Annotated in this window: 25 protein-coding genes and 5 tRNA genes; 26 read left to right on the top strand and 4 right to left on the bottom strand. The window is 41.3% G+C overall.

Features of this window, described 5'->3' with window-relative positions:
- Positions 1-10 precede the first annotated feature (10 nt).
- On the bottom strand, positions 11-202 hold the full coding sequence (locus tag QZT69_RS16565; protein WP_294677728.1) for a hypothetical protein: 192 nt from the start codon (positions 200-202) through the stop codon (positions 11-13).
- A gap of 120 nt (positions 203-322) precedes the next feature.
- Between QZT69_RS16565 and QZT69_RS16560 the strand changes: the two genes are divergently transcribed.
- Positions 323-1,456 (top strand): pirin family protein, encoded by a 1,134-nt coding sequence (locus QZT69_RS16560; RefSeq protein WP_294677725.1) that lies wholly within the window; start codon positions 323-325, stop codon positions 1,454-1,456.
- Between the two features lie 34 nt (positions 1,457-1,490).
- On the opposite strand, the gene QZT69_RS16555 is transcribed toward QZT69_RS16560, so the two are convergent.
- Together QZT69_RS16555 and QZT69_RS16550 are read right to left on the bottom strand one after the other, a co-directional pair.
- Positions 1,491-2,351 (bottom strand): OmpA family protein, encoded by an 861-nt coding sequence (locus QZT69_RS16555; RefSeq protein WP_294677721.1) that lies wholly within the window; start codon positions 2,349-2,351, stop codon positions 1,491-1,493.
- Positions 2,352-2,465: 114 nt separating this feature from the next.
- Positions 2,466-3,545 (bottom strand): BamA/TamA family outer membrane protein, encoded by a 1,080-nt coding sequence (locus QZT69_RS16550; RefSeq protein ID WP_294677717.1) that lies wholly within the window; start codon positions 3,543-3,545, stop codon positions 2,466-2,468.
- 188 nt (positions 3,546-3,733) lie between these two features.
- Here QZT69_RS16550 and QZT69_RS16545 point away from each other — a divergent pair, with 188 nt between their 5' ends.
- The 3 genes from QZT69_RS16545 to mtnA all read left to right on the top strand — a co-directional run bounded on the left by QZT69_RS16545 (position 3,734) and on the right by mtnA (position 6,205).
- Positions 3,734-4,273: a cupin gene (locus tag QZT69_RS16545; protein ID WP_294677713.1), complete on the top strand. Its 540-nt coding sequence runs from the start codon at positions 3,734-3,736 to the stop codon at positions 4,271-4,273.
- Positions 4,274-4,338: 65 nt separating this feature from the next.
- The gene (gene mtnC / locus QZT69_RS16540) at positions 4,339-5,034 is read left to right on the top strand and encodes an acireductone synthase (protein WP_294677709.1); all 696 of its coding nucleotides are present in this window, start codon (positions 4,339-4,341) and stop codon (positions 5,032-5,034) included.
- A 106-nt stretch (positions 5,035-5,140) separates the two neighbouring features.
- The gene (gene mtnA, locus QZT69_RS16535) at positions 5,141-6,205 is read left to right on the top strand and encodes an S-methyl-5-thioribose-1-phosphate isomerase (RefSeq protein WP_294677707.1); all 1,065 of its coding nucleotides are present in this window, start codon (positions 5,141-5,143) and stop codon (positions 6,203-6,205) included.
- Positions 6,206-6,267: 62 nt separating this feature from the next.
- Here mtnA and QZT69_RS16530 read toward each other — a convergent pair whose 3' ends face one another.
- Positions 6,268-8,514, bottom strand: coding sequence for an LTA synthase family protein (locus tag QZT69_RS16530; protein ID WP_294677704.1), 2,247 nt, complete (start codon positions 8,512-8,514; stop codon positions 6,268-6,270).
- Between the two features lie 278 nt (positions 8,515-8,792).
- Here QZT69_RS16530 and QZT69_RS16525 point away from each other — a divergent pair, with 278 nt between their 5' ends.
- The 22 genes from QZT69_RS16525 (at position 8,793) to rpoB (ending at position 24,844) form a co-directional block, all read left to right on the top strand.
- Complete coding sequence (locus tag QZT69_RS16525) at positions 8,793-10,055, top strand: DUF2851 family protein (RefSeq protein WP_294677697.1); 1,263 nt, start codon at positions 8,793-8,795, stop codon at positions 10,053-10,055.
- 107 nt (positions 10,056-10,162) lie between these two features.
- Positions 10,163-10,402 (top strand): PspC domain-containing protein, encoded by a 240-nt coding sequence (locus QZT69_RS16520; RefSeq protein ID WP_294677692.1) that lies wholly within the window; start codon positions 10,163-10,165, stop codon positions 10,400-10,402.
- Positions 10,403-10,414: 12 nt separating this feature from the next.
- The gene (locus QZT69_RS16515) at positions 10,415-11,326 is read left to right on the top strand and encodes an SDR family oxidoreductase (RefSeq protein ID WP_294677687.1); all 912 of its coding nucleotides are present in this window, start codon (positions 10,415-10,417) and stop codon (positions 11,324-11,326) included.
- A gap of 10 nt (positions 11,327-11,336) precedes the next feature.
- Positions 11,337-12,197 (top strand): helix-hairpin-helix domain-containing protein, encoded by an 861-nt coding sequence (locus QZT69_RS16510; RefSeq protein ID WP_294677681.1) that lies wholly within the window; start codon positions 11,337-11,339, stop codon positions 12,195-12,197.
- 337 nt (positions 12,198-12,534) lie between these two features.
- On the top strand, positions 12,535-13,077 hold the full coding sequence (locus QZT69_RS16505; RefSeq protein WP_294677672.1) for an adenine phosphoribosyltransferase: 543 nt from the start codon (positions 12,535-12,537) through the stop codon (positions 13,075-13,077).
- Between the two features lie 51 nt (positions 13,078-13,128).
- Positions 13,129-14,268, top strand: coding sequence for an acyl-CoA dehydrogenase family protein (locus QZT69_RS16500; protein WP_294677669.1), 1,140 nt, complete (start codon positions 13,129-13,131; stop codon positions 14,266-14,268).
- A 244-nt stretch (positions 14,269-14,512) separates the two neighbouring features.
- Positions 14,513-14,704 carry a 30S ribosomal protein S21 gene (gene rpsU / locus QZT69_RS16495; RefSeq protein WP_124746872.1) on the top strand — a complete coding sequence of 64 codons (192 nt, stop codon included), beginning with the start codon at positions 14,513-14,515 and terminating at the stop codon, positions 14,702-14,704.
- An 83-nt stretch (positions 14,705-14,787) separates the two neighbouring features.
- Entirely contained in the window at positions 14,788-15,669 is an 882-nt protein-coding gene (locus tag QZT69_RS16490) for a tyrosine-type recombinase/integrase (RefSeq protein ID WP_294677642.1), read from the top strand.
- A gap of 5 nt (positions 15,670-15,674) precedes the next feature.
- Entirely contained in the window at positions 15,675-15,971 is a 297-nt protein-coding gene (locus QZT69_RS16485) for an HPF/RaiA family ribosome-associated protein (RefSeq protein WP_144332611.1), read from the top strand.
- A gap of 174 nt (positions 15,972-16,145) precedes the next feature.
- Positions 16,146-16,219 (top strand) — tRNA-Thr (locus QZT69_RS16480).
- Between the two features lie 13 nt (positions 16,220-16,232).
- Positions 16,233-16,314: transfer RNA gene (locus QZT69_RS16475), tRNA-Tyr, on the top strand.
- Positions 16,315-16,337: 23 nt separating this feature from the next.
- Positions 16,338-16,410, top strand: a tRNA-Gly gene (locus QZT69_RS16470).
- A gap of 23 nt (positions 16,411-16,433) precedes the next feature.
- Positions 16,434-16,505: transfer RNA gene (locus QZT69_RS16465), tRNA-Thr, on the top strand.
- Positions 16,506-16,590: 85 nt separating this feature from the next.
- On the top strand, positions 16,591-17,778 hold the full coding sequence (tuf, locus tag QZT69_RS16460) for an elongation factor Tu (protein WP_294677626.1): 1,188 nt from the start codon (positions 16,591-16,593) through the stop codon (positions 17,776-17,778).
- 48 nt (positions 17,779-17,826) lie between these two features.
- A tRNA-Trp gene (locus QZT69_RS16455) sits at positions 17,827-17,899 on the top strand.
- Positions 17,900-17,919: 20 nt separating this feature from the next.
- Positions 17,920-18,141: a preprotein translocase subunit SecE gene (gene secE / locus QZT69_RS16450; protein WP_294677623.1), complete on the top strand. Its 222-nt coding sequence runs from the start codon at positions 17,920-17,922 to the stop codon at positions 18,139-18,141.
- A gap of 8 nt (positions 18,142-18,149) precedes the next feature.
- On the top strand, positions 18,150-18,701 hold the full coding sequence (gene nusG / locus QZT69_RS16445; RefSeq protein ID WP_124746866.1) for a transcription termination/antitermination protein NusG: 552 nt from the start codon (positions 18,150-18,152) through the stop codon (positions 18,699-18,701).
- A gap of 83 nt (positions 18,702-18,784) precedes the next feature.
- Positions 18,785-19,231, top strand: a complete 447-nt coding sequence (gene rplK / locus QZT69_RS16440) for a 50S ribosomal protein L11 (protein WP_144332614.1) — start codon at positions 18,785-18,787, stop codon at positions 19,229-19,231.
- A gap of 11 nt (positions 19,232-19,242) precedes the next feature.
- Positions 19,243-19,938, top strand: a complete 696-nt coding sequence (gene rplA, locus QZT69_RS16435; protein ID WP_294677596.1) for a 50S ribosomal protein L1 — start codon at positions 19,243-19,245, stop codon at positions 19,936-19,938.
- Positions 19,939-19,949: 11 nt separating this feature from the next.
- Positions 19,950-20,471 (top strand): 50S ribosomal protein L10, encoded by a 522-nt coding sequence (gene rplJ / locus QZT69_RS16430; RefSeq protein WP_294677589.1) that lies wholly within the window; start codon positions 19,950-19,952, stop codon positions 20,469-20,471.
- 68 nt (positions 20,472-20,539) lie between these two features.
- Positions 20,540-20,917, top strand: a complete 378-nt coding sequence (gene rplL, locus QZT69_RS16425) for a 50S ribosomal protein L7/L12 (protein WP_294677585.1) — start codon at positions 20,540-20,542, stop codon at positions 20,915-20,917.
- A gap of 114 nt (positions 20,918-21,031) precedes the next feature.
- Positions 21,032-24,844, top strand: a complete 3,813-nt coding sequence (gene rpoB / locus QZT69_RS16420; protein WP_294677581.1) for a DNA-directed RNA polymerase subunit beta — start codon at positions 21,032-21,034, stop codon at positions 24,842-24,844.
- Positions 24,845-24,898: the final 54 nt, after the last annotated feature.

Genomic DNA, 24,898 nt, shown 5'->3' with positions numbered 1-24,898 from the left:
ATGTGAAAAGTTAAAAATGAATGGTTTCACCAGGTTTTGCAGCTTTAATCTTTTCTATGATTTCCTCACCGTGTAATAATGAACGACATGGAACAATAATTTTATTAGGCGGATTTTTGATATCGTTCATTACAGCCCAATTCCCGGCCAACATTTTGTGGATTTTTAAAGTTCCGATGATTTTAGGTCTGATGATATGCATATGTCTTCTTTTTAGCGAAGTATTAAAGGTAGAAAGAATACTTAACCCTTTTTATGAAAAGTAATTTTGTATTTCAAAACGGTTTCACTTAAATTAGTACCCGGGTAAATAATTTTATCGATGAGTAAAGAAGTGACACGTAGAAATTTCGTTCAGCGGCTTTCGGCAGCTTCTGCCGGACTTTTTGCTTTGCCCTGGCTGGCAAGTGGAAAAGGAGCAGTTGAACCAACTATAGAAAAGAATATGAATGCAGTTAAACGCTTTTTCCCTTTGGGCTTTCAATGGGAAACACAGGATCCGTTCTTGTTTTGTGTGCATCACGAAGACCAGTTCCCGAAAGGAAATGAACAGATGGGGCCGGATCCGGAATATTTTAAGGGCCGCCACATGGGAGATGATTTTATCATCAAAGATGGTTTCCGCATGTATCACGGGAAGAAAGTTCCTGGTTTTCCGGGGCATCCGCACCGCGGGTTTGAGACCATCACGGTGGTACGCCGCGGATTGGTAGATCATGCCGATTCATTGGGAGCTGCCGGTCGTTACGGAAACGGTGATGTGCAGTGGATGACAGCCGGAAAAGGAGTGCAGCATTCGGAGATGTTCCCCTTGATGTCTCAGTCTGAAGAGAATCCGCTGGAATTATTCCAGGTGTGGCTGAACTTACCGAAGAAGAATAAAATGGTGGAACCTCACTTCAAAATGCTGTGGCGCGAAAGTATCCCGAATTTGAAATTGGATCACGGAAAGGTTTTGGTAGAATTGATCGCCGGAAATTGGGGAGAAGACAAAGCAATGAGTCCGCCACCTGATTCCTGGGCATTCCCGGCTGAAAATGAAGTATTGATCGTCAATATCAAAATGGAACCTCATGCGAAAATAACATTACCGAAGGCTCCCGCAGATGTGAATCGGAGCTTATTTTTCTACGAGGGAGATCAGCTGTCAATCAATGAAGAGAGCTTTGAATCCTATTCCGGATTTTTCCTGGATCCGACTGTCGAGACCCACTTAAGTTCGAATGATACACCGGTAAGTTTATTCCTGCTTCAGGGGAAACCCATCAATGAACAAGTGATGCAGTACGGTCCGTTTGTGATGAATACCAAGGAGGAAATCAAGCAGGCATTCGATGATTATCATCAAACGCAATTCGGAGGGTGGCCATGGCCAAAGTACGATCAGGTGCACGACCGGAATAAAACACGTTTTGCCCTGCACGCTGACGGCAGAGAAGAAATAAAGGATGTTTAGAGTAGTGGCGCGATTAATCGCGCCACTACTGTAATTATTTACCCGAATTATTCAGCAAATTCATAATCTCATCCAATTTCGGAGAAAGAATGATCTCAGTTCGTCGGTTTTTGGCTTTTCCTTCTGCGGTGTCATTCGATGCTTTCGGAAAATACTCACCACGACCTGAAGCTGTCATACGGGTTGCTGCAACCCCATATTTCTCATTCAGCATACGTGTAATGGAAGTTGCACGGGCTACACTCAAATCCCAGTTGTCTTTGTATACCGCCGTTTTGATCGGAACATTGTCAGTATGGCCTTCTACCAAAATTTGTATATCCGGGTTTTTGTTCAATACATCAGCCAATACTTTCAAAGCTTCAACACCTTTTGGTTCTACTGCATTGGAACCCGATTTGAATAACAGTTTATCCGACATGGACACGTAGACTTTTCCGTCACGGATTTCCATGGTCAATTCATCCGAGTTAAATCCAACCAATGCATCCCGTAAAGTCTGATTCAGTTTTTTGGTCATTTCATCCTGACGTGCAATAATTGCCTGCATTTCACGAAGCATGCGCTCTTTCTCCTGTAGATCCTTGTTCTTGTTCTGAAGATCTCTTTCCTTTTGGCTCAACTCTGCAGACTGGTTCTCGTTGATGTTTTCCTGTCCGGAAAGTTTCATTTGAAGATTTTTGTTGTCAGAAACAAGTCGCTCGTTGACCGCTTTTTGGTCAGCAAGGGAAGTACATAAAGAATCTCGTTCTGACACCACCGCCTGAAGTCTTTTACCGCCTTTCTTTTTCTCCGGAATAGGGTCACCACATTTATAAATTGGCTTACAAGAGGATACCGCCAGCATTCCAACAGCCAGCAGGCCCATTAGAATGGATTTGTTGAATACTTTCATAATTTTTCTTTTATAATTGGTCTATTAAAGAAAGGCAATTCGAAAAAATCGATTCGAATAATTAGGTTTTTTTAGGATTGTTTGGGTTTAATTGGGAAATGAAGATGCAACCTGTCAAAAAGCTTCTCCAATGTAAATGTAAACTCCCTGACCTTCCCTGGTGAACGCCACATCGAGCCTTACCCACACATCTTTTTTGCGGAATAAAAGAAAACGTACCCCGGCACCACCTGCAACAAGCAAATGATTGGATTCGACCGAAGCAAAAGTATTATACACGAAACCTGTTCCTGCAAAAACAGAAGCTCCCCAGCGCTTCGCGAAAGAGAAGGGAAGCATGCGGTATTCCACTTGAGTGGCAATTAAATTCCGGTCGCGGAATCGCCCCAGGTAATAACCGCGCATGATACTTTCACCACCCAGCAAAGCCAATTGATTAAACGGTGGATTTCCAAAGCTGAATTGCCCGACGGCGTGAACGGCCAGTACATTCCGTTTCCGGATTGGGTGAAACCAGCGTATGTCGGTGAACATGGAAGAAAACTCGTATTTGCTTCCGAATTGAGGCCCGTAATACAAAAAAGCGAGCTCTGAGAAAAAACCATGCCTCACGTTCAGCACATTGTGCCGGTTGTCATACAAAATTCCGAAACCGGTCCCCAGATTAGTAGATCCTTCATGCCCCAGAGGCTTTTCGTAATAATTGGAAGTGTCGTAATCATTGAAACGGACTCTTCCAAGATGCTGCAGGTCGAATTCTAATCCGCCGTAAAAATTCCCGTGAATTTTATGCAGCAATCTTTCCTTAAGCTGGAATTGGAAAGCTTCCACCTTGGAAAGTTTGATATTCGGAGCTTCCGCACCAATTCCGTAAAATGTCAGCGGGAAACTCTGGAATTTCATTTTTCCCAGGAAAAACCACTTGTTTTTGTCCGAATAAATAGCATGTTCTATAATGCCGCCAAACTGATTTTGAAAAGTATAGAAGGCAAATCCGTTGATTTCACTCAGACGGTTATTGGTATCGCCTTTTGCATAGCGTACATAAAGGGCACTAACCCCCAATTCCAAACTCGTTTCCGGAGAATAGGCAACTGTCGGATAAGCCAGGAATTGAGGCCTCTCTTTGGGCATGGTATCAAAAAAGATCCGCTTGAAATACCGAACGCCAAAGAATTCCTTTTTTTGGGCCATACTTTCCATGCTGCAAAAAACTGCAAGTAGCAAGAGAAAGAAGGAATATTTGAAGCGAAGAAGCACCGGTACAAAAATAAACAGCCTAAACCAGGTACAAATGTAATACCAAAAGTGTTAATCCCATTTTTGTAATAGAAATTCAACGAATTTGCGATTCACAATTCGCAATTCACTAATTTTGTTGTATGGCAGTTTTATCCATTCCCGATTTGAATATCACGGAGCGTGATCCGCAGAAAATCCGCGAATTTATGAATGCCCGCGGGATCTTTTTTGATCAATGGCAGGCGGATGTTGTTTTTGAGGACAGTGCAGACCAGGAAGAGATCCTGAAGGCTTATGAATCGAGCTTGAGTCCTTTTATGGAAGCCGGTGGTTACCAGACTGCAGATGTCATTACCATTAATAAACTGACTGAAAATTACGAAGCCATCCGCGCGAAGTTTTTAGCAGAACACACGCATTCCGAAGACGAGATCCGTTTTTTTGTGGACGGAGAAGGGTTGTTTTGGTTCAACCTGGAAACAGAGCCGGTGTTTAATTTGTTATGCGAGAAGGGAGATCTGATCTCAGTTCCGGAAGGCACAAAGCACTGGTTTGATGCAGGAGAAACGAACCCGTTCGTGAAAGCGATCCGTATTTTTATTGACATGAGCGGATGGGTGCCACATTATACGGAATCAAAACTGGAACAGCGATTCAACGATTTTCGAGTGGCGCGATAAAACGATATTACCTCATAGACATAATAGTGCGGAATTACATTTTTACCGGATAAAAACTTATTGATATGACGATTAAAAGACCTCAATTCATTCTTACTGATATCGAAGGAACAACTTCTTCTATCACTTTCGTTGCCGAAGAGCTGTTTCCGTATTTCCGGGAAAATATTTCTGATCTGCTGGCTTTGAAAGACCGCCTGATAGTTAAAGAAGCATTCGAAGAAACGGTGCAGCTGGCAAAATCCGAAGACGGAGAAATCTTGTCTACAGATGAGCAAATCATTGATAAACTCTATAAATGGAGTGTCGAGGACCGAAAGACCACACCGCTCAAAACCCTGCAGGGAGTTTTGTGGGATGCCGGTTACCGCGACGGAGAACTGAAGGGGCATGTTTACCCGGAAGTAGCGGCGAACCTGAAAAGCTGGAAAGAACAGGGAATCAACCTTGGGGTATTTTCTTCAGGCTCTGTTCCTGCTCAAAAACTGATCTTCGGCTACAGCATCGCAGGTGATCTGACACCTTATTTTTCCTATTATTTTGACACCAATACAGGTGGCAAGCGAGAAGCTGCGACTTACGCTAAAATTGCGAAAGAATTGAATCTTGATCCTTCAGAAATCCTTTTCCTGAGTGATATTGAAGAAGAATTACAGGCTGCAGATTCAACCGGATATCAAACAGTTCAATTGGCAAGAGATGGTATGGCCCCTTCCTGGAAGCAATTCGTGACTTCCTTTGACGAGCTGATTTTTGAATAGAGCGGGTTTCTTTGAATAAAAACTTCCGGAAAAACGCGGGGTAAAATAACGCGGAATTCATTTGATTTGTTTCAAATAGATTAATTTTGCGGCATAAATTAAGTTTATGAGCGCATTCAGAACCATTTGGACAACCGAGGACAAGTATGTAGAAGTAATAGATCAACGTAAATTACCCCATGAATGGGTTGTTGAGAAGTTGATCACGTACAAAGATGCGGAACGTGCTATCAAAGATATGGTTGTTCGTGGTGCTCCGTTAATCGGTGCTACTGCTGCATATGGGATTTACCTGGCAGCTCGTGAAGGTGCAAATATGGAAGAAGCTTTCGAAGATCTGCGTCTTTCCCGCCCAACGGCTGTGAATCTATTCTGGGCGCTCGACCGTATGAAGGCAAAATTGGCAAATGCTTCGGATTTGGTTCAAACTGCCTGGGAGGAAGCTGCCAGAATCGTGGAAGATGATGTGGAAACCTGTCGCATGATCGGTGTTCACGGATTGCCATTGATCGAAGAACTTTCCAGAAAGAAAAATGGTGAAACGGTTCACATCCTGACGCATTGCAATGCAGGAATGCTGGGTTGTATCGAGTGGGGAACCATTACTTCTCCGATTTACCAGGCGATTCAAAAAGGAATTAAAGTGCATGTTTGGGTGGATGAAACACGCCCGCGCTTACAAGGTGCAAATCTGACCTGTTACGAATTGACAAGACACGATGTTCCGCATACACTGATTGTAGATAACCAGGGCGGACATTTGATGCAGCACGGTATGGTTGATATGTGTATTGTCGGAACAGACCGAACAACCCGCCAGGGAGACGTTGCCAATAAGATCGGAACTTATCTGAAAGCATTGGCTGCACGAGATAATCATATTCCTTTTTATGTAGCGCTTCCGTCAACTACTTTGGATATGACCATCCGTGATGGCCTGAAAGAAATCCCGATCGAACAACGGAATCAGAACGAAGTACGCTACGTGGTCGGTAAAAGCAAGATCACAGGTCAGCTGGATGAAGTATTGATCTGTCCGGAAACTACCCAGGCAAGCAATTACGGTTTTGATGTTACACCGGCCCGTTTGGTTACAGCACTGATTACCGAACGTGGGGTTTGTAGCGCAAGCGAAGAAGGATTGTTGGAATTGTTCCCGGAATACAACTAATACAACAGTTTTATTAAACTGAATATTACGCTATCCTTCTGTTTCAGAAGAGAAAGAGGTCATTATTTCCATGCAACCACATGGATCATTCCTTTCCGAAGTTTAACATTGTTTTTTTGGGGATTGAACAAGTAATAAACCAATTCGTATTTCTGATCTTCCAGGCTGTAATTTCGAACATCGATATAGAACGAATAAGTAATCTTGTTCCACTTTTTTACCTGAAGCGGATTCTGTAGTTTCGGACGATGGTCATCCCACCGAATCATTTTTTTCTTTTTGATCCGTTCCAGAGCATAACACAATCGTACAAATTCGTCCAGTTCCTTTCGGTTGTTTAGGAAGATCTCACCGGTAAGTTCTACCTCCAGTGCTTTCCACCCTTTTTTGATGCGAATTTTCGGGGCCAGCTTTATGAATTGATCCCGTGACTCATTATGGACAATAGTTTTCACAAAATCTTTACGCAAAACGGTCTTTTTTCCTTTGCGTGCAAATCGCTGGAATTGTTCCCTTGGAAGAATTTTGTCGTTCTCGTGGTAATATTGTGCCAGTTTCCGGTAGGCAAACAGCTTCTTTGTCAATTTATCATTTAGGGAAGGATTGTTTACCGTAGTCAGATTCATTCCTTTCCGGATCCGGTATAATTGTCCCTGGTATTGATAATGATCGCCATAGATCAAATGTTTGGTTTCACAGTCCAGCGTAATCAAGGGTAGAGTCCGCTTGCAAACGAATCGCTTTTCAAAAGAGATTTCCTTCCCGAAAAATGGGACTTGTTTCGGAAGTTCCAATTCAGGAAAGTTGATTCGAAGGTAATTCAGTATTGTTGGAGCGAGGTCGATATGTGAAGAGATCGAATTAAATCTCCCCGGCTTTTTTAATAAGGGTGAATAAATAAATAAAGGTGTTTGGTATTTCTGGATCTCATTCCGTGGAAATAAAGGATTTCCATGATCACCGAAAATGAAGAAAATAGTATTGTTGTAATCTGGTTTTCGGACTGCTTTTCGGAAATAATTTTTCAGCGCTTCATCTGTAAAAAGGTAACTTCCATAGATTTCAGAAAGTCGTGTAATTTCCTCTTTTTGTTTCGATGTACTGTTTGACCGCTTTAATTTTTTGATCACTTGCTCCATGTATTGCTTCTTGTTGGGATAGCAAAATGGTTCATGTGTACTGATCGTTAAGAAAATATCCAGTTTGGGTTGTTTGGTTGGGTACTTTCGATCATCGATTAATGATTTTTCAAACAATTGATCGTCTGCATATCCCCAAATACTTAAATTACCATTTCTGGTGGTTGAAAATTGAGGTTCCCATGAATGAACCTGGTAATCTGCCTGGTTATACTCCATAAATTCGTTCATATTGGCAAATCCAAGATCAACACCACAATAAAAACGTGAATAATATGCATCCAACAGTGAAATCAGGGACCAATGCCGTGGATATTCCTCCTTCTGCATAAATTCTTTTTCAGGCGGATTGGGAGCAGAAGCCAGCGCTGCAGGAAGCACATTATGCGTTCGTTCGCAGGTCGACATAAAATTCGGAAAATAGAGACTTTTCTCAGACAGGGAATCCAGGAAAGGCATAAAATGACACGGGTTGTTTTCGTTGTTACCGATCAAAAAAGTAGATAAAGACTCGACAATTATAATGACAATATTCGGCGGACCTTTTGGCGATTTGTTCAGATAAGTTCCTAGCTCACTCTGAGGCTTCAGTTCATGAATTAAAGAATACTCTTTGTCCCGCACTGAAGGATCGGGAAAAAAGGAGTCATCCAACTGCTTAAAAACAGAAGTACTTACCAGGTCCAGTTCATTTTCCCCGAAAAAATGGTTTTCACTAACACCAATAAAGGCGATCAATTTGTTATTGATTACCATATCTCCAACATAATCACGTGAGCTAATCACCTTCCATGGATAAGCAATCAAGGAAAGAAGCATCAATGAACTAAAAATTACAGTACTTCTTTTCCCAAAACGGATCTTGCGTAATTGGAGTCCGATCGAAAAGTAACCGATGATCAAAAGGATTGGAAATGCTACGGAAAAAAATGTCAGGTTGGAATCCAGGTTGGCAGAAGTTGTTAGTTCGGAATAACTCAATTGATAAAAAACATCTCCCAACAGTTGATTTGTTTTTACAAAATAAACCGTGAGTGCATAATTGCATAGAATAGCAATGATAGCCAGCAAGTGCAGAAAGAAGAGGCGGATTTTTTTAAGGAACAGGGAGCTTATGATGGCAAGGATGCTTCCGGCTGCAGAAACCAAAAGAGCAAGTAAGAAGTCCATTAACATTCCTTTTACGTGATATTCCGTTCTGATTTTCGTTCGAAAAATCTCGTCGGGTTCCGCAATCATTTGAAAGATTCTTGAGATTACCAGGACCAAAAAAAAGGAAAGGAAATAGGGAAATATTCTATTAATTACTGACTTGAACAGGCTCATTTAACGGTTTGGATATGTTGACTTAATGCAAATTTAATAATATTCGTATGAAACGTTCATTTTTGGAAAAGCGCTTGTACAGAATCACCTTTTTTCTTAAATTAAAGTAGAAACGATGCGAAATGAATGAAAACTACCTCCATTTTCTATGGAAGAACAAACGACTTCCGCTAACGAATCTGCTTACCGTAGACGGCAAAAAAGTTGAGATTCTTCATATAGGAATTCACAACCTGGATTCAGGTCCTGATTTTTTCAACGGACAAATCCTGTTGGATGAGATCAGGCATTCCGGCAATATTGAAATGCATGTGAAGTCATCCGATTGGAATCTGCACGGTCATCAGTTCGACAAAGCTTATTCCAATGTGATCCTTCATGTGGTTTACGAGCACGATCAATTAATTTTTGTGGAAGGAATTCCTCTTCCAACGGTGGAATTGAAGCCTATGATAGATTGGGATCATTTTAACTGGTTCATGAATTATTACAAAAGACAGGGATTCATTCTGTGTGAACCTTTTTTGAAGGAAGTTCCTGAGGTAATGATCGTAAATCAATTGGAACGAGCATTTTTTCAACGTATGGATCGCAAAATGATGGAATTGGAGCATTTGTACCAAAGTGGTAAAATGTCTTTCAAAGAAGTGTTGTTCCATAGCATTTCCAGGGCATTCGGAATGAAGGTGAACCAGCTTCCTTTCCAGCAACTGGCTGTTGGAATTCCTTTTGATAGATTTCTGAAAGCAACCCACAGGCAAAAAATGGCAATTGCTTTTGGGGTGGGAGGTTTTTTGAACGAAGAAAAATCGGTCACGTATCACAAGGAATTAAAAAAAGAATGGGATTTTCAACGTTACAGGCTCAAATTAAAAACGTTGAATACACAAAGCTGGAAATTCAAAGGATGCCGGCCCGGTGGTTTCCCCACGCAACGCCTGGCGCAGTTTGCAAGCTTCGTCCATGAAATGAATTGGGATTCTGATACCTGGTACCTGCCTGCGCGAGAACTGCTTATGATGCTTCAAACGCAATTGATGAAACCTGCAGACGATTATTGGACAACTCATTTTGATTTTGGGAAAGAGAAGAAAGCCCCGTCAGGCATTAGTCTGGCAACAGCCAGTACGATTATCACCAACAGTGTTGTTCCTTTTCTTTGGTGGTTGTCACATCGTCTCAGTGATGCTGCTTACCGAAACAAGGCATTTGAAATGCTGCAACTGCTTCCTGCCGAAAAAAATGAAAAAATAAGCTCCTGGAAAAAGGCGGGCATCAAACCTGTCAACGCATTAGAATCCCAGGGATTAATTGAACTTACCAATGAGTTTTGTGCGAAAAAGAAATGTTTGGAATGTGTGATCGGAAATAACATTTTGAGGTAAAAGTTAAGATGATTTTTGGGGAACGAGCAGGGAGCAGATTTCGGAACTTTTCACTTCTGACTTTTCACTTTTAAATTAAAGTCGTACTTTTGAAAGAGGAATAACAAATGAAAAGAACCCTTCAAAAAATAGCTTTTTTCTTTGAGATGCGCTCTTTCGGAGTGTGCTCCTGGTGGGCAGCCAAATTAGGGATTCAGACCAATAAAGTGCGTCTGGGTTTTATCTATGCAACCTGCATTGGTTTGGGTTCTCCCTTGATTCCTTACCTCATTATGGCCTGGATTTTAGAACATAAACATTATTTTGGATTTAAAAGATCTAAACGTGCTTCCATTTGGGAATTATAAGCCTGGACTTTCATGAAAATACTTATCACCGGCTCTAATGGATTGTTAGGACAAAAAATTGTCAAGCGCTGTATGAAGCACCAGCTTCCATTTATAGCAACCTCAAAAGGTCCGAACAGGAACCCGGAATGCCCGGAAAGCAATTATTTCAGTCTGGATCTGCTTCAAACAGATGCTGTGAACCAATTGGTAAAGGATCAAAAGCCAACAGCCATTATTCATACGGCAGCCTTGACCAACGTGGATTATTGCGAACTGCATCCGGAGGAATGCCATCAGGTAAATGTTGTTTCCACGAAAGTACTTTTTGATGCTGCGAAAAGCATTAATGCGCATTTCGAATTGTTATCAACTGATTTTGTTTTCGACGGAGAGAATGGCCCTTATAAAGAAGAAGATTCTGTAAATCCCCTGAGTGTTTACGCACAGTCTAAAGTAGATGCAGAAAACTTATTACTGCAAGATTCGGATAATTACAGCAATTGGTCTATTGCCAGAACGATCATTGTTTATGGGACAGGTTTTGGTTTGTCGCGATCCAATATGATCCTGTGGGCTTTGGAAGCACTTCCGAAAGGTGAAATGATGAAACTGGTAGATGATCAGTTCCGTGCACCGACCTGGGCGGATGACCTGGCATACGGATGCGTGGAAATTGTTTTGAGAAATCAACGTGGGATTTTTCATCTTTCAGGACCTAAAACGAGAGCTGTAAACGAAATCGTAGAAGAAGTAGGTAAGGCTTTGGGGTTGAAAGACCTTCCTATTGAAACCATTTCTTCAGATACTTTAAACCAGGCTGCAAAAAGACCTCCAAGGACAGGTTTTGATCTTTCGAAAGCTGAAAAATTATTAAATTACCGTCCGAAAGATATTCGGGAAACAATACCGATTCTGCAACATGATTTGATTTACTACCGCTAAAGACTAATAAATGACCCACTATTCAAAATCTACTAAACGAGGAATTATCATCTTCACGCTTTTGCTGCTCGCTATTTTTGTGGCTCCGGATTTGATCCAGTATTTCAGACCTAAACCCGAAATCAGTATTGAACAATGGACTGATGCCGAGAAACAAATTACGGAAAAGCTTAACAGGGAATCCGGTTTTAGTTACCGGAAAAACCGGAATAAAAAGCTTTATTCCAGACCTTTATCCCGTTTTAATCCGAATGATTACACCCTGGAGGAATGGATGGCACTAGGTCTTTCGGAAAAACAAAGTGCAGTCGTGTTAAAATTTACTTCCGGGAAAATCTATTCAAACGAAGAATTGAAACGGATCTTTGTCATTCCCGAAGAACTTTATAACCTGATCAAAGATTCAACCTACTATCCGGAGAGAGCCAAAAACCTGGATAAACAGACAGAGTATAAGCTGGAGCAGAAACTCGTACAGGTAGAAATTAACCGTGCGGATTTGGATGATTTACTGCAGGCGCAGGATATTTCGACTTTTGATGCCAAACAGATTATTAAGACACGAGATAATTTTGGAGGGTTCTATTCATTGAGCCAGCTGAGCGAGGTTTGGCAGGCAACTCCTGAGAAAATTGCTGTCTGGGAAAAACACATCCGGATCGATCCGGAGAACATCCGGAAGATCAATATCAATACAGCGAGTACAAAGGAATTATCCTTCCATCCATACATTTCCTGGAATTTGGCAAATTCTCTCGTGAAAATGCGTTCTCAGAACGGATTTTACAAAGAACTCCGGGAGGTTAAAAAATCAGTACTAATGACAGATGAATTGTACGAAAAATTGAAGCATTACCTGGTGGTAGAATAATTTATTTCCACAGGTTTAATTTTTTGCGGAGTGCGGCTGCCTTCCTTGTTTATAAATCGGCATCCAGCCAATGAAGAATTCATAGTGTTTTGGATCACGCTTTTCTATATCAATTTTCAACGAGGCATCACCGACCTTGAATTGTGTCTGGTAATACCCCGACCTTTTTTCATAGATGAAAAGGTAGTCCTTTTTGGTTAACTGCAAAGTAGATCATTTCCCGAACACTAAATCATGGTAAATAGCGTTGTTGCTATAATAAATCGGGCAAGTTTGAGCGATCTCTTGGAATTTGTCAAATTCTCCCGTAAAATTGCGGTCTCAAAACAAAGCATTAATGGATAGCGGAATCATGATCGAAGAAAAAATTAAAGGTGTAATCAGGGATGTATTGGATTTTCCAAAAGAAGGAATTGTATTTAAAGACATTACTCCAATTATGCTGGACGCTGCTTTATCCAGGGAAATCGTAGCTCATTTGGTATCTATTTATAAAGACCAGAAACTGGATAAAATTGCAGGAATTGAAAGCCGTGGATTTTTATTTGGTTATCCGCTGGCAATGGAATTGGGCCTTCCTTTTGTTTTAATTCGTAAAACGGGGAAATTACCGTACCACAAAATCAGTCATTCGTATGATTTGGAATATGGTTCTGCAACCATTGAAATGCACGTAGATGCCGTTCAAAAAGGAGAGCGCGTATTGATCCACGACGATTTGCTGGCTACAGGCGGATCAGCTTCGGCTGCAGCAGAATTAATTCAGAAATGCGGGGGTGAAGTGGCAGGCTTTAACTTCCTGGTAGGGTTAAATTTTCTAAATGGTAATGAGAAATTGAAAAACTACTCTAATAATATTACTAATTTAGTGGCCTATTAAAATTTATTAATCGAAATAAAAATTAACGGAGACCCCAAAATACTGTTAATCATGAACTTTGAACTAAACGAAAATCAAAAAATGATCACGCAAATGGTGCGTGATTTTGCAGAAAGAGAAATTCGCCCGAACATGAACCAATGGGATGCTGATGAGTATTTCCCGGTGGAAACCATGAAGAAAATGGGTGAACTTGGACTGCTTGGGATCTATATCCCGGAACAATATGGCGGAAGCGGCTTTTCTTACCTGGAATATGCAACAGCATTGATGGAATTAGGAAAAGTATGCGGAGGAATCGGTTTGAGCGTTGCTGCACATAACTCATTGTGTACAGGTCATATCTATTACCACGGAAACGAAGAACAAAAGAAAAAATACCTTCCGAAGTTAACTTCCGGAGAATTTATCGGCGCTTGGGGTTTGACAGAGCCAAATACAGGTTCGGACGCAATGCGTATGAAATGTACGGCGGTTAAAGACGGAGATCATTGGGTAATCAACGGTGCTAAGAACTGGATTACACATGGATTATCCGGTGATTTGGCTGTAGTATTGGTTCGTACAGGTGAATTATTGGATTCAAACGGAATTACTGCATTCATCATTGAAAAAGGTACTCCGGGATTCTCAGCCGTAAAGATCAAGGATAAATTGGGAGTTCGCGCTTCTGAAACCGCAGAATTGATTTTTGACAATGTTCGTATACACGAATCCCAGGTTATTGGAGAAGTTGGACAAGGATTCAAGCAGGCAATGCACATTTTGGACGGAGGTCGTATTTCTATCGCAGCACTTTCTTGTGGAATTGCACGCGGAGCTTACGAAGCATCTGTGAAATATGCGAAAGAGCGTGAGCAGTTCGGACAACCTATCGGTAAATTCCAGGCAATCGGTTTCAAACTGGCAGATATGGCAACAGAAGTTGAGGCAGCGGAATTGTTGACTTTCCAGGCGGCAGATTACAAGAACAGAAACCAAAAAATGACGACCCAGGGAGCATTTGCAAAATACTTCGCTTCTGAAGTTTCCGTAAAATGCGGAAATGAGGCCGTTCAGATCATGGGTGGTTACGGGTTTACAAAAGAGTATCCTGCAGAGAAATTCTTACGTGATGCGAAGCTGATGACCATCGGTGAGGGAACTTCTGAGATCCAGAAATTAGTTATCTCAAGAGAGATTTTGAAATAGTTCAAATGTTCAAATGTTCAAATGTTCAAATGTTCAAATGTTCAAATGTTCAAATTGAACCTTAACCTTTGGATCCCGATAGCTATCGGGATTTAGAACTGTTTTAACCCTTTGAACCATTTATTTTTCGCAGTATCAAATTATTTTTTTGAAATACGTATTGTTGAAAAGAAAAATAATGTATCTTTGCGCTCCCTATTATAGGATAGGCAATAAATAGCTAACAATAGAATTTAAATAGAATATGTTAATCATTCCAGTTAAAGAAGGCGAGAACATCGAGAGAGCGCTTAAGAAGTACAAGAAAAAGTACGACAAAACGAACGTAATGAAAGAATTGCGTCGTCGTAAAGAATTCGTGAAACCGTCTGTTGTTGATCGTCAAGCGAACATTCGTGCGGCTTATGCTCAAAAAATGAAATCTCAAGAGATTTAATCCGGAGGTATTCGCATTAGAACATTGAAAACCCTGATCCCGTACATACGGGATCAGGGTTTTTTTGTACCTTGTTTTCTGTTATGTCTTACAAAGATTCCTTCATACATTATCTGCAGGTAGAAAAGCGCTATTCGAAGCATACGATCCTGGCTTACGAAGAAGACCTGGACCAGTTTATTGTATTTGCAGAAATTTCCAGGTCCTCAGAATGGAATGAGGTGAATCACCAGCTGATCCGCGGATGGATCGTTCAATTGCTGGAAGGCGGGCAGAGCAGCCGAACGGTATCCCGTAAATTGTCTTGTCTGCGTTCTTTTTTTAAATGGCTCATTGCAGAAGGGAAGGTTGAACAGAATCCCATGCTTCGTATTCGTGGTCCAAAAGTAGAAAAACGCCTGCCGCAATTCGTAAAACAGTCTGAAATTGAAAATGGTCGCATAGAACAATTGTTTTCTTCCGATTTTGAGGGGATCCGTGACCGCCTCATGTTTGAATTGTTCTACCAGACCGGAATCCGCCTAAGTGAATTGATTGAGTTGAAGAATAAAGATGTTACGAGGACACAAATCAAAGTGTTGGGAAAAAGGAATAAAGAGCGCATCATTCCGATAGGAAAAGATCTTCATGAAATCATCCTGTCTTACGAAAAACTCAAGCCTCCGGGGCCTGATAGCCAAATAATGTTATTTGTAAAAAAAGATGGTAGAAAATTATCGTCAAAGTTTGTTTATCGAAAAATTAATACATATCTTGGAAGTGTAACGAACGCGGAAAAAAAAAGCCCACACATCCTGCGTCATACATTTGCTACACACATGTTAAACAATGGTGCAGGGCTTGAGACTTTGAAAGAACTTTTGGGGCATGCAAATTTGTCTGCAACTCAGGTTTACACGCATAATTCGTTCGCGCAAATAAACTCGATATATTCACATGCTCACCCTCGTGGGCGCAAAAAGTAAAAGTCATGGACGTTAAAGTGCATTCTATCCATTTTAAAGCGGATCAAAAATTGATTAATTTCATTAATGACAAAGTGGAAAAACTACAGGTTTTTTTTGATCACATCATTGTTGGGGAAGTTTTTTTACGATTGGATAAGAATTCGGACAAGGAAAACAAGATAGCAGAAGTGAAAATATTAATGCCCGGAAAAGAATTGTTTGCCAAGAAACAATGCAAATCTTTTGAAGAAGCGGCTGATTTGTGTGTCGATGCCTTGCGAACACAGGTAAAAAAATATAAAGGCAAGTTAGCGAATTAGTAATTGAAAATGAATAATTTACATAAGCGGTCCAAAAGGCCGCTTATTTTTTTTTAATTTTTTTTCATTCAAACGCTTGCAGTTGTTTATTTCTTTACTACATTTGCAAACCCAAACGGGAAAACACTTTAAGAATCGTTCTTTAAAATCGTAATATAAAAACCAAACTTTAATGCCGGTGTAGCTCAGCTGGCTAGAGCAGCTGATTTGTAATCAGCAGGTCGGGGGTTCGAGTCCCTCCACCGGCTCGCATTAAAGGATGGGAGTGTCGCATAGTGGCTATTGCAGCAGACTGTAAATCTGTCACCTCACGGTATCGCTGGTTCGAGTCCAGCCACTCCCACGACAAGTTAAGAATTATTATAAGCGGGAGTAGCTCAGTTGGTAGAGCGTCAGCCTTCCAAGCTGAGGGTCGCGAGTTCGAATCTCGTCTCCCGCTCAAATTACGATTCAAAAGAATAGGCCGGTGTAGCTCAGGGGTAGAGCGCTTCCTTGGTAAGGAAGAGGCCACGAGTTCAAATCTCGTCATTGGCTCTGCAGGGATTCACTCATTTGGTTTATGGGTGAAATTTTGTATTGTAAGAAAAAGGTTTATTAACTACGTAACAAATAAAAACAAATGGCTAAGGAAAGTTTTAATCGTTCCAAACCGCACGTAAACATTGGTACTATTGGTCACGTTGACCACGGTAAGACCACTTTGACTGCGGCTATTTCAAGCGTATTGGCTGCTAAAGGATTAGCTGCCGTTCGTGATTTCTCTTCAATTGACAACGCACCGGAAGAAAAAGAGCGTGGTATTACTATTAACACGTCACACATCGAGTACGAAACAGCTAACCGTCACTACGCACACGTTGACTGTCCAGGTCACGCGGATTACGTAAAGAACATGGTTACTGGAGCTGCGCAGATGGACGGAGCGATCCTTGTAGTTGCTGCTACTGACGGACCGATGCCACAAACTCGCGAGCACATCCTATTAGGAAAACAAGTTGGTGTTCCTCGTCTAGTTGTATTCATGAATAAAGTGGATATGGTAGATGACGCTGAGTTGTTAGAGCTAGTTGAAATGGAAGTTCGTGAATTGTTGTCTTTCTACGATTACGATGGTGACAATGCGCCGGTTATTCAGGGTTCTGCACTAGGTGCATTGAACGGTGAGCCAGAGTGGGTTGCTAAAGTTGATGAGTTGATGGATGCAGTTGATAGCTACATCGAACTACCTCCTCGTGATGTTGATAAGCCATTCTTGATGCCGGTTGAAGACGTATTTACGATTACAGGTCGTGGTACAGTAGCAACAGGACGTATCGAAACTGGAGTTATTAACTCCGGAGATCCGGTTGAAATCTTGGGTATGGGTGAAGAGAAATTGACTTCTACTGTAACTGGGGTTGAGATGTTCCGTAAGATCTTGGATCGTGGAGAAGCTGGTGATAACGTAGGTCTTTTATTACGTGGTATTGAGAAGTCTCAAATCAAGCGTGGTATGGTTATTTGTAAGCCAGGATCTGTTAAGCCTCATGCTGACTTCAAAGCTGAAATCTATGTATTGAAGAAAGAAGAAGGTGGTCGTCACACTCCATTCCATAACAAATACCGTCCTCAGTTCTACTTCCGTACAACTGACGTAACTGGAGAGATTTTCTTGACAGACGGACGTGAGATGGTTATGCCAGGTGATAACGTAACAATCAATGTTAAGTTGATCGTACCTGTAGCAATGGACAAAGGTCTACGTTTCGCTATCCGTGAGGGTGGTCGTACAGTAGGTGCTGGTCAGGTTACTGAAATCATCGCTTAATTCGCGATAACATATGAATTGAAAGGGGAGGTCAACTCCCCTTTTTACACGGGCGTAGCTCAGCTGGTAGAGTAGTGGTCTCCAAAACCATTGGTCGTGGGTTCGAATCCTACCGCCCGTGCAAAACAAAATAAATTGACCATGTCAAAGTTTAGAAATTATTTTAGCGAAACAATTACTGAGATGACTCAGAATGTTACGTGGCCGACGTGGAAAGAATTGCAGAGCAACGCACTGATAGTGGTAGTTGCGTCTGTGATTTTTGCGTTGTTGGTATTCGCAATGGACAATGTCTTTGGAATTACCGGAAGTCCTGCTTCTACTTGGAAGGGGGTTGTTGGCTTTATCTATTCTTTCTTTTAATTAGAAAAATGGGAGATATTAAGAAACGTTGGTACGTAGTGCGTGCGGTGAGTGGAAAAGAGAAAAAGGTGAAAGAGTACCTGGATCTTGAAATTTCCCGATTGAAACTGGACGATTATGTATCTCAAGTATTGATTCCGACTGAGAAGGTTTTTCAAATCCGCAACGGAAAGAAAATCTCAAAGGAAAAAGCGTATTTGCCAGGATATGTATTGATCGAAGCAGCATTGATAGGTGAGGTTCCTCACGTAATCAAAGGAATTCCGAATGTAATCGGGTTCTTGGGTGCTGAAAAAGGGGGAGACCCACAGCCAATGCGTTTATCCGAAGTAAATCGGATTTTAGGTAAAGTTGACGAATTATCCGAAACAGAAGAGGAAGTGAAAATCCCATTCGTTATCGGAGAATCGGTTAAGGTGATCGACGGACCATTCAACAATTTCTCCGGAGTAATTGACGAGATCAATGAAGAGAAGAAGAAGTTGAAAGTAATGGTTAAGATCTTCGGTCGCAAGAACCTTCTTGAGCTTAGCTACATGCAAGTAGAAAAAGAAGGATAAACATGTATTAACCGCAGCAGTGGGATTATTGATTAAAGCTTCCCTTTAACGCCCACGTTACGACTGCATAATTTAAATAAACAATGGCTAAAGAAGTAGCAGCATTGATCAAATTACAGATCAAAGGTGGTCAAGCCAATCCAGCTCCTCCAGTTGGTCCAGCACTTGGTGCTAAAGGGGTCAACATTATGGAATTCTGCAAGCAGTATAATGCTCGTACGCAGGATAAGCCAGGAAAGGTTTTGCCATGTGTGATTACTGTTTACAGTGACAAATCATTTGATTTCGTCATCAAAACTCCTCCAGCAGCAGTGCAGATTATTGACAGCGTTAAGCTGAAGAAAGGTTCTTCCGAACCTAACAAAAGCAAAGTCGGATCTATGTCATGGGATCAAATCCGTGTCATCGCTGAAGACAAAATGCCGGACATGAACTGTTTTACAGTTGATTCCGCAATGTCAATGATCGCTGGTACAGCACGTAGTATGGGTGTAACTGTTAAAGGAGGTGAAGCTCCTGCAACTAAATAATCGCGAATATCATGGGAAGAATTTCTAAAAAAAGAAAAGAAGTTTTAGCAAAGTATGATTTGACTAAAACTTACACCTTGGTAGAAGCGTGTGATTTGGTAAAGAACATTACAACTACTAAGTTCGATGCATCAGTAGACATTTCTGTGCGTTTGGGAGTAGATCCACGTAAAGCGAACCAAATGGTTCGTGGTACTGTTGCATTGCCTCACGGAACTGGTAAGGACGTACGAGTATTAGTACTTTGTACACCGGACAAGGAAGCTGAAGCAAAAGCAGCTGGTGCTGAATTCGTTGGATTGGATGAATTCATTGACAAAATCAAAGGTGGTTGGACAGACATCGACGTAATTATTACAATGCCTTCAGTGATGGGTAAAGTAGGTGCACTAGGACGTATCTTAGGACCTCGCGGTTTAATGCCGAACCCAAAAACAGGTACTGTAACAATGGAAGTTGGTAAAGCTGTTGAAGAAGTGAAAGCAGGTAAAATTGATTTCAAAGTTGACAAATTCGGTAACATTCACTCATCTGTTGGGAAAGCAAGCTTCGAAGGAGGTAAGATTCGCGACAATGCATTTGAATTGATCCAACAATTGATCAAATTGAAACCATCTGCTGCAAAAGGTACTTACATTAAAAGTATCTATATCAGCTCTACAATGTCTCCAAGTATCCAAATTGATGCTAAATCTGTTGTAGCTTAAAATCTTGAAGTATGAATAAAGATCAAAAAGCACAGTACATTGAAGATCTTGCTCAAGATTTATCGAAAGCAAATGTCTTCTATCTTGCAGACACAGCGGCTCTTACAGTAGAAACAATTAACCAGTTACGCCGTCGTTGTTTTCAACAAGGTATCGAACTACGTGTAGTTAAGAATACTTTGTTGGCTAAAGCAATGGCTAAGGTTGAAGGTAGAAATTACGACAACTTGGCATCCGTGCTAAGTGGACCAACTTCTATCATGTTTGCTGAAGTAGGAAACGCTCCTGCAAAATTGATTAAAGATTTCCGCAAGAAGAATGATAAACCACTTCTTAAAGGGGCTTATATTGAGGAAGCAATCTTTATTGGTGATAACCAATTGGATGCGCTTGAAGCAATCAAGTCTCGTGAAGAATTGATCGGTGATATCATCGGATTACTACAAAGCCCGGCGAAAAATGTTATTTCCGGTCTTACAGGTGGTGGTTCCAAAATTGCTGGAATCCTTAAAACGCTCGAAGAAAGAGCATAATACTTACGCTTAAAACGTAGGTACATTTAAACAAATTATTTAAGAACCTTTTTTAAAAATTAATAAAAATGGCTGATTTAAAACAAATCGCAGAAACGCTAGTAAACTTGACAGTTAAAGAAGTAAACGAACTAGCTACAATCTTGAAAGACGAATACGGTATTGAGCCTGCTGCTGCTGCTCCTGTAATGGTAGCTGGTGGTGCTGCTGGTGGTGGTGAAGCTGCTGCTGAAAAAACTGAATTCGACGTAATCTTGAAATCAGGTGGTGCTAACAAACTTGCTGTAGTTAAGTTGGTTAAGGAACTTACTGGTAACGGATTGAAAGAGTCTAAAGACATCGTTGACGGAGCTCCTGCTACTTTGAAAGAGGCAGTTTCTAAAGACGAGGCTGAAGGTCTTAAGAAAGCACTTGAAGAAGCTGGTGCTGAAGTAGAGATCAAGTAATTAGTTACAAAATTTTGCAGGAAAGGTGTCCCGACGAAATGTCGGGATGCCTATTCCTGTTTTTCGGCGTTTTAGCCAATTTTAAAGTCCTTTTCTCAATTAAATTATTTCGCCTTGGCAACAACAAGCAATACATCAACGAGAATTAATTTTGCTTCCAGCAAAAATCAGTTCGCTTATCCAGACTTTTTGGATATTCAGCTTAAATCCTTCCAGGAGTTCTTCCAATTGGAAACAACGCCTGAGAATCGTGAAAGTGAAGGATTGTTCAAGGTATTTGCGGAAAATTTCCCAATTACTGATACACGAAATCAATTCGTGTTGGAGTTCCTTGATTATTTCATCGACCCACCCCGTTACACTATTGATGAGTGTATCGAAAGAGGTTTAACTTATAGCGTTCCGCTAAAAGCTAAACTAAAATTATATTGTACAGACCCTGAGCACGAAGATTTCGAAACAATCGTGCAGGATGTATACTTAGGTACAATTCCATACATGACTCCAAAAGGATCTTTCGTGATCAATGGTGCCGAGCGTGTAATTGTTTCCCAGTTGCACCGTTCACCAGGGGTATTCTTCGGTCAAAGCCGCCACGCTAACGGTACTAAATTGTACTCTGCGCGTGTTATTCCTTTCAAAGGATCTTGGATCGAATTCGCAACGGATATCAACAGCGTAATGTATGCTTACATCGACCGTAAGAAGAAATTGCCTGTTACAACTCTTTTCCGTGCGATCGGATATGAAACAGATAAAGATATTTTAGAAATATTCGGATTAGCTGATGAAGTGAAAGCTAACAAAGCTAATTTGAAAAAATGCGTTGGTAGAAGACTGGCTGCTCGTGTATTGAAGTCTTGGATTGAGGACTTTGGAGACGAAGATACAGGAGAGGTAGTATCTATCGAACGTAATGAGGTTATCCTTGACCGTGAAACTGTACTGGAAGATCAGCACATTGATGAGATCATCGATGCTGGTGTGAAAACAGTTATTTTCCACAAAGAGGATGCTAACACGGCTGATTATACGATCATCTACAACACGCTTCAGAAAGATACTTCAAACTCTGAGAAAGAAGCTGTAGAACACATCTACCGTCAGCTGCGTAATGCTGAACCACCAGATTATGAAACAGCAAAAGGTGTATTCGAGAAATTGTTCTTCTCTGATGCACGTTACGATTTGGGTGAAGTAGGTCGTTACAGAATGAACAAGAAGTTGAACATCGATAACTCCGAAGAGTCTCGTGTTTTGACTAAAAATGATATTCTTTCTATCATCAAGTATTTGATCGAATTGATCAACTCGAAAGCGGATGTGGATGATATTGACCACTTGTCAAATCGTCGTGTTCGTACCGTAGGTGAACAATTGTACGCTCAATTTGGTGTTGGTTTGGCTCGTATGGCTCGTACTATTCGTGAACGTATGAACGTTCGTGATAACGAAGTCTTTACTCCGATTGACTTGATTAATGCGAAGACTTTGTCTTCTGTAATCAATTCATTCTTCGGAACGAACCAGTTGTCTCAGTTTATGGACCAGACGAACCCGCTTTCCGAGGTAACTCACAAGCGCCGTTTGTCTGCACTAGGACCAGGTGGACTTTCTCGTGAAAGAGCAGGTTTCGAGGTTCGTGACGTTCACTATACGCACTACGGTCGTTTGTGTACGATTGAGACGCCGGAAGGACCAAACATTGGTTTGATCTCTTCTTTGTGTGTATTCGCGAAGGTGAACAAACTTGGTTTCATCGAAACACCTTACCGCCCTGTGGTTAACGGTAAAGTAGATATTTCTTCCGAGCCGGTTTATTTATCTGCTGAAGAGGAAGATGCAAAAATGATCGCTCAGGCAAATGCGAAGGTGGACGAAAAAGGAAATTTCCTTTCTGAGGTTGTAAAAGCTCGTTACGAAGGTGACTTCCCGGTTGTTCCGCCAACAGATTTGAACCTGATGGACGTTGGTGCTAACCAGATTGCATCCATTGCGGCATCTTCTATTCCGTTCCTGGAGCACGATGATGCGAACCGTGCCTTGATGGGATCAAACATGCAGCGCCAGGCTGTTCCGTTATTGAAACCACAGTCACCGGTAGTTGGTACAGGAATCGAGCAGTTGGTTGCTCGCGATTCTCGTGTATTGATTAACGCTGAAGGACCTGGAACAGTTGAATACGTTGATGCGAATGAAATCGTGATCCGTTACGACTGGTCTGAGGATGATAAATTAGTAAGCTTTGATAGTGAAGTGACTCGTTACTCATTAACAAAATTCCAGAAAACAAACCAAAGTACAACAATCAACCTGAAGCCGATTGTTCGCAAAGGGGACCGCATTGAGAAAGGACAGGTTCTATGTGAAGGATATGCTACACAAGGAGGAGAGTTGGCATTGGGACAAAACCTGAAAGTTGCATTCATGCCTTGGAAAGGGTATAACTTTGAGGATGCGATCGTTATTTCTGAGCGTGTTGTTCGTGACGATATCTTTACTTCAATCCATATTGACGAATACTCTTTGGAGGTTCGTGATACAAAACGAGGAATGGAAGAATTAACTTCTGATATTCCAAACGTTTCTGAAGAAGCAACAAAAGATTTGGATGAGAACGGTTTGATCCGCATTGGTGCTGAGATCAAAGAGGGAGACATCCTGATCGGTAAAATTACTCCGAAAGGTGAAACAGATCCTTCTCCGGAAGAGAAGTTATTACGTGCAATCTTCGGTGATAAAGCGGGTGACGTGAAAGATGCTTCTTTGAAAGCAGGTCCGTCTCTTCGTGGCGTTGTTATTGAGAAAAAATTGTTCTCCCGCGCGATCAAAGATCGTAAATCTAAAGCTCAGGATAAGCCGGTATTGGAAGTTCTTGACACAGAGTACGACAAAGATTACGCAGAGTTGAAAGAAAAATTAGCTGATAAATTGATGACCGTATTGGGTGAAAATAAATCAGCTGGTGTATTCAACAACTTCAAAGAAGAGATCATTAAGAAAGGAACGAAGTTCACACATAAGAATTTGTTGATGATCGATTACACAATCGTGAATCCTACAAACTGGACAACTGATGCTCACGTAAATGCATTGATTAGTCGTTTGTTGCACAACTTTACGATTAAGGCAAATGATTTATTGGGAATCTACAAACGTAAGAAATTCCATATTTCTGTTGGAGATGAACTACCTGCAGGTATCGTGAAAATGGCGAAAGTATATGTTGCTCAGAAACGTAAGTTGAAAGTGGGTGATAAGATGGCTGGTCGTCACGGTAACAAAGGGATCGTTGCAAACATCGTTCGTGCTGAAGACATGCCGTTCTTAGAAGATGGAACACCGGTAGATATCGTATTGAATCCACTAGGGGTACCTTCTCGTATGAACTTGGGGCAGATTTACGAAACAGTACTTGGTTGGGCCGGAGAGAAATTGGGTGTGAAATTCGCTACTCCGATTTTCGATGGTGCTAAACCGGAAGAAATCAATGAATGGACAGATAAAGCGGGAGTTCCGCGTTCAGGTAAAACTTACCTGTATGACGGAGGTACCGGAGATCGTTTCCATCAACCGGCAACTGTGGGTGTAATTTACATGTTGAAATTATCTCACATGGTTGATGACAAAATGCACGCGCGTTCAATCGGACCATATTCATTAATTACACAACAGCCATTGGGTGGTAAAGCTCAATTCGGAGGTCAGCGTTTTGGTGAGATGGAGGTTTGGGCTCTTGAAGCATTTGGAGCGGCGAATATCCTACAGGAAATCTTGACAGTTAAATCCGATGACGTAATGGGTCGTGCGAAAGCATACGAAGCAATCGTTAAAGGTGATAACATTCCGGAACCGGGAATTCCAGAATCATTCAACGTATTGTTGCATGAATTGAGAGGTCTTGGATTGAATGTATCAATGGATTAAGATCAGACCTAGTTAGGAAACAAATTGTCAAATTGAATTAAAGAAAGTTATAAC

The organism is uncultured Fluviicola sp., assembly GCF_902168135.1.
Classification (GTDB): domain Bacteria; phylum Bacteroidota; class Bacteroidia; order Flavobacteriales_D; family Crocinitomicaceae; genus Fluviicola.
This window is presented reverse-complemented; position numbering and strand designations above follow the sequence as displayed.

Coding starts and splice junctions, on each gene's coding strand:
- QZT69_RS16565 (WP_294677728.1), bottom strand. CDS start 202: ATGCATATCATCAGACCTAAAATCATCGGAACTTTAAAAATCCACAAA.
- QZT69_RS16560 (WP_294677725.1), top strand. CDS start 323: ATGAGTAAAGAAGTGACACGTAGAAATTTCGTTCAGCGGCTTTCGGCA.
- QZT69_RS16555 (WP_294677721.1), bottom strand. CDS start 2,351: ATGAAAGTATTCAACAAATCCATTCTAATGGGCCTGCTGGCTGTTGGA.
- QZT69_RS16550 (WP_294677717.1), bottom strand. CDS start 3,545: ATGGCCCAAAAAAAGGAATTCTTTGGCGTTCGGTATTTCAAGCGGATC.
- QZT69_RS16545 (WP_294677713.1), top strand. CDS start 3,734: ATGGCAGTTTTATCCATTCCCGATTTGAATATCACGGAGCGTGATCCG.
- mtnC (WP_294677709.1), top strand. CDS start 4,339: ATGACGATTAAAAGACCTCAATTCATTCTTACTGATATCGAAGGAACA.
- mtnA (WP_294677707.1), top strand. CDS start 5,141: ATGAGCGCATTCAGAACCATTTGGACAACCGAGGACAAGTATGTAGAA.
- QZT69_RS16530 (WP_294677704.1), bottom strand. CDS start 8,514: ATGGACTTCTTACTTGCTCTTTTGGTTTCTGCAGCCGGAAGCATCCTT.
- QZT69_RS16525 (WP_294677697.1), top strand. CDS start 8,793: ATGAATGAAAACTACCTCCATTTTCTATGGAAGAACAAACGACTTCCG.
- QZT69_RS16520 (WP_294677692.1), top strand. CDS start 10,163: ATGAAAAGAACCCTTCAAAAAATAGCTTTTTTCTTTGAGATGCGCTCT.
- QZT69_RS16515 (WP_294677687.1), top strand. CDS start 10,415: ATGAAAATACTTATCACCGGCTCTAATGGATTGTTAGGACAAAAAATT.
- QZT69_RS16510 (WP_294677681.1), top strand. CDS start 11,337: ATGACCCACTATTCAAAATCTACTAAACGAGGAATTATCATCTTCACG.
- QZT69_RS16505 (WP_294677672.1), top strand. CDS start 12,535: ATGGATAGCGGAATCATGATCGAAGAAAAAATTAAAGGTGTAATCAGG.
- QZT69_RS16500 (WP_294677669.1), top strand. CDS start 13,129: ATGAACTTTGAACTAAACGAAAATCAAAAAATGATCACGCAAATGGTG.
- rpsU (WP_124746872.1), top strand. CDS start 14,513: ATGTTAATCATTCCAGTTAAAGAAGGCGAGAACATCGAGAGAGCGCTT.
- QZT69_RS16490 (WP_294677642.1), top strand. CDS start 14,788: ATGTCTTACAAAGATTCCTTCATACATTATCTGCAGGTAGAAAAGCGC.
- QZT69_RS16485 (WP_144332611.1), top strand. CDS start 15,675: ATGGACGTTAAAGTGCATTCTATCCATTTTAAAGCGGATCAAAAATTG.
- tuf (WP_294677626.1), top strand. CDS start 16,591: ATGGCTAAGGAAAGTTTTAATCGTTCCAAACCGCACGTAAACATTGGT.
- secE (WP_294677623.1), top strand. CDS start 17,920: ATGTCAAAGTTTAGAAATTATTTTAGCGAAACAATTACTGAGATGACT.
- nusG (WP_124746866.1), top strand. CDS start 18,150: ATGGGAGATATTAAGAAACGTTGGTACGTAGTGCGTGCGGTGAGTGGA.
- rplK (WP_144332614.1), top strand. CDS start 18,785: ATGGCTAAAGAAGTAGCAGCATTGATCAAATTACAGATCAAAGGTGGT.
- rplA (WP_294677596.1), top strand. CDS start 19,243: ATGGGAAGAATTTCTAAAAAAAGAAAAGAAGTTTTAGCAAAGTATGAT.
- rplJ (WP_294677589.1), top strand. CDS start 19,950: ATGAATAAAGATCAAAAAGCACAGTACATTGAAGATCTTGCTCAAGAT.
- rplL (WP_294677585.1), top strand. CDS start 20,540: ATGGCTGATTTAAAACAAATCGCAGAAACGCTAGTAAACTTGACAGTT.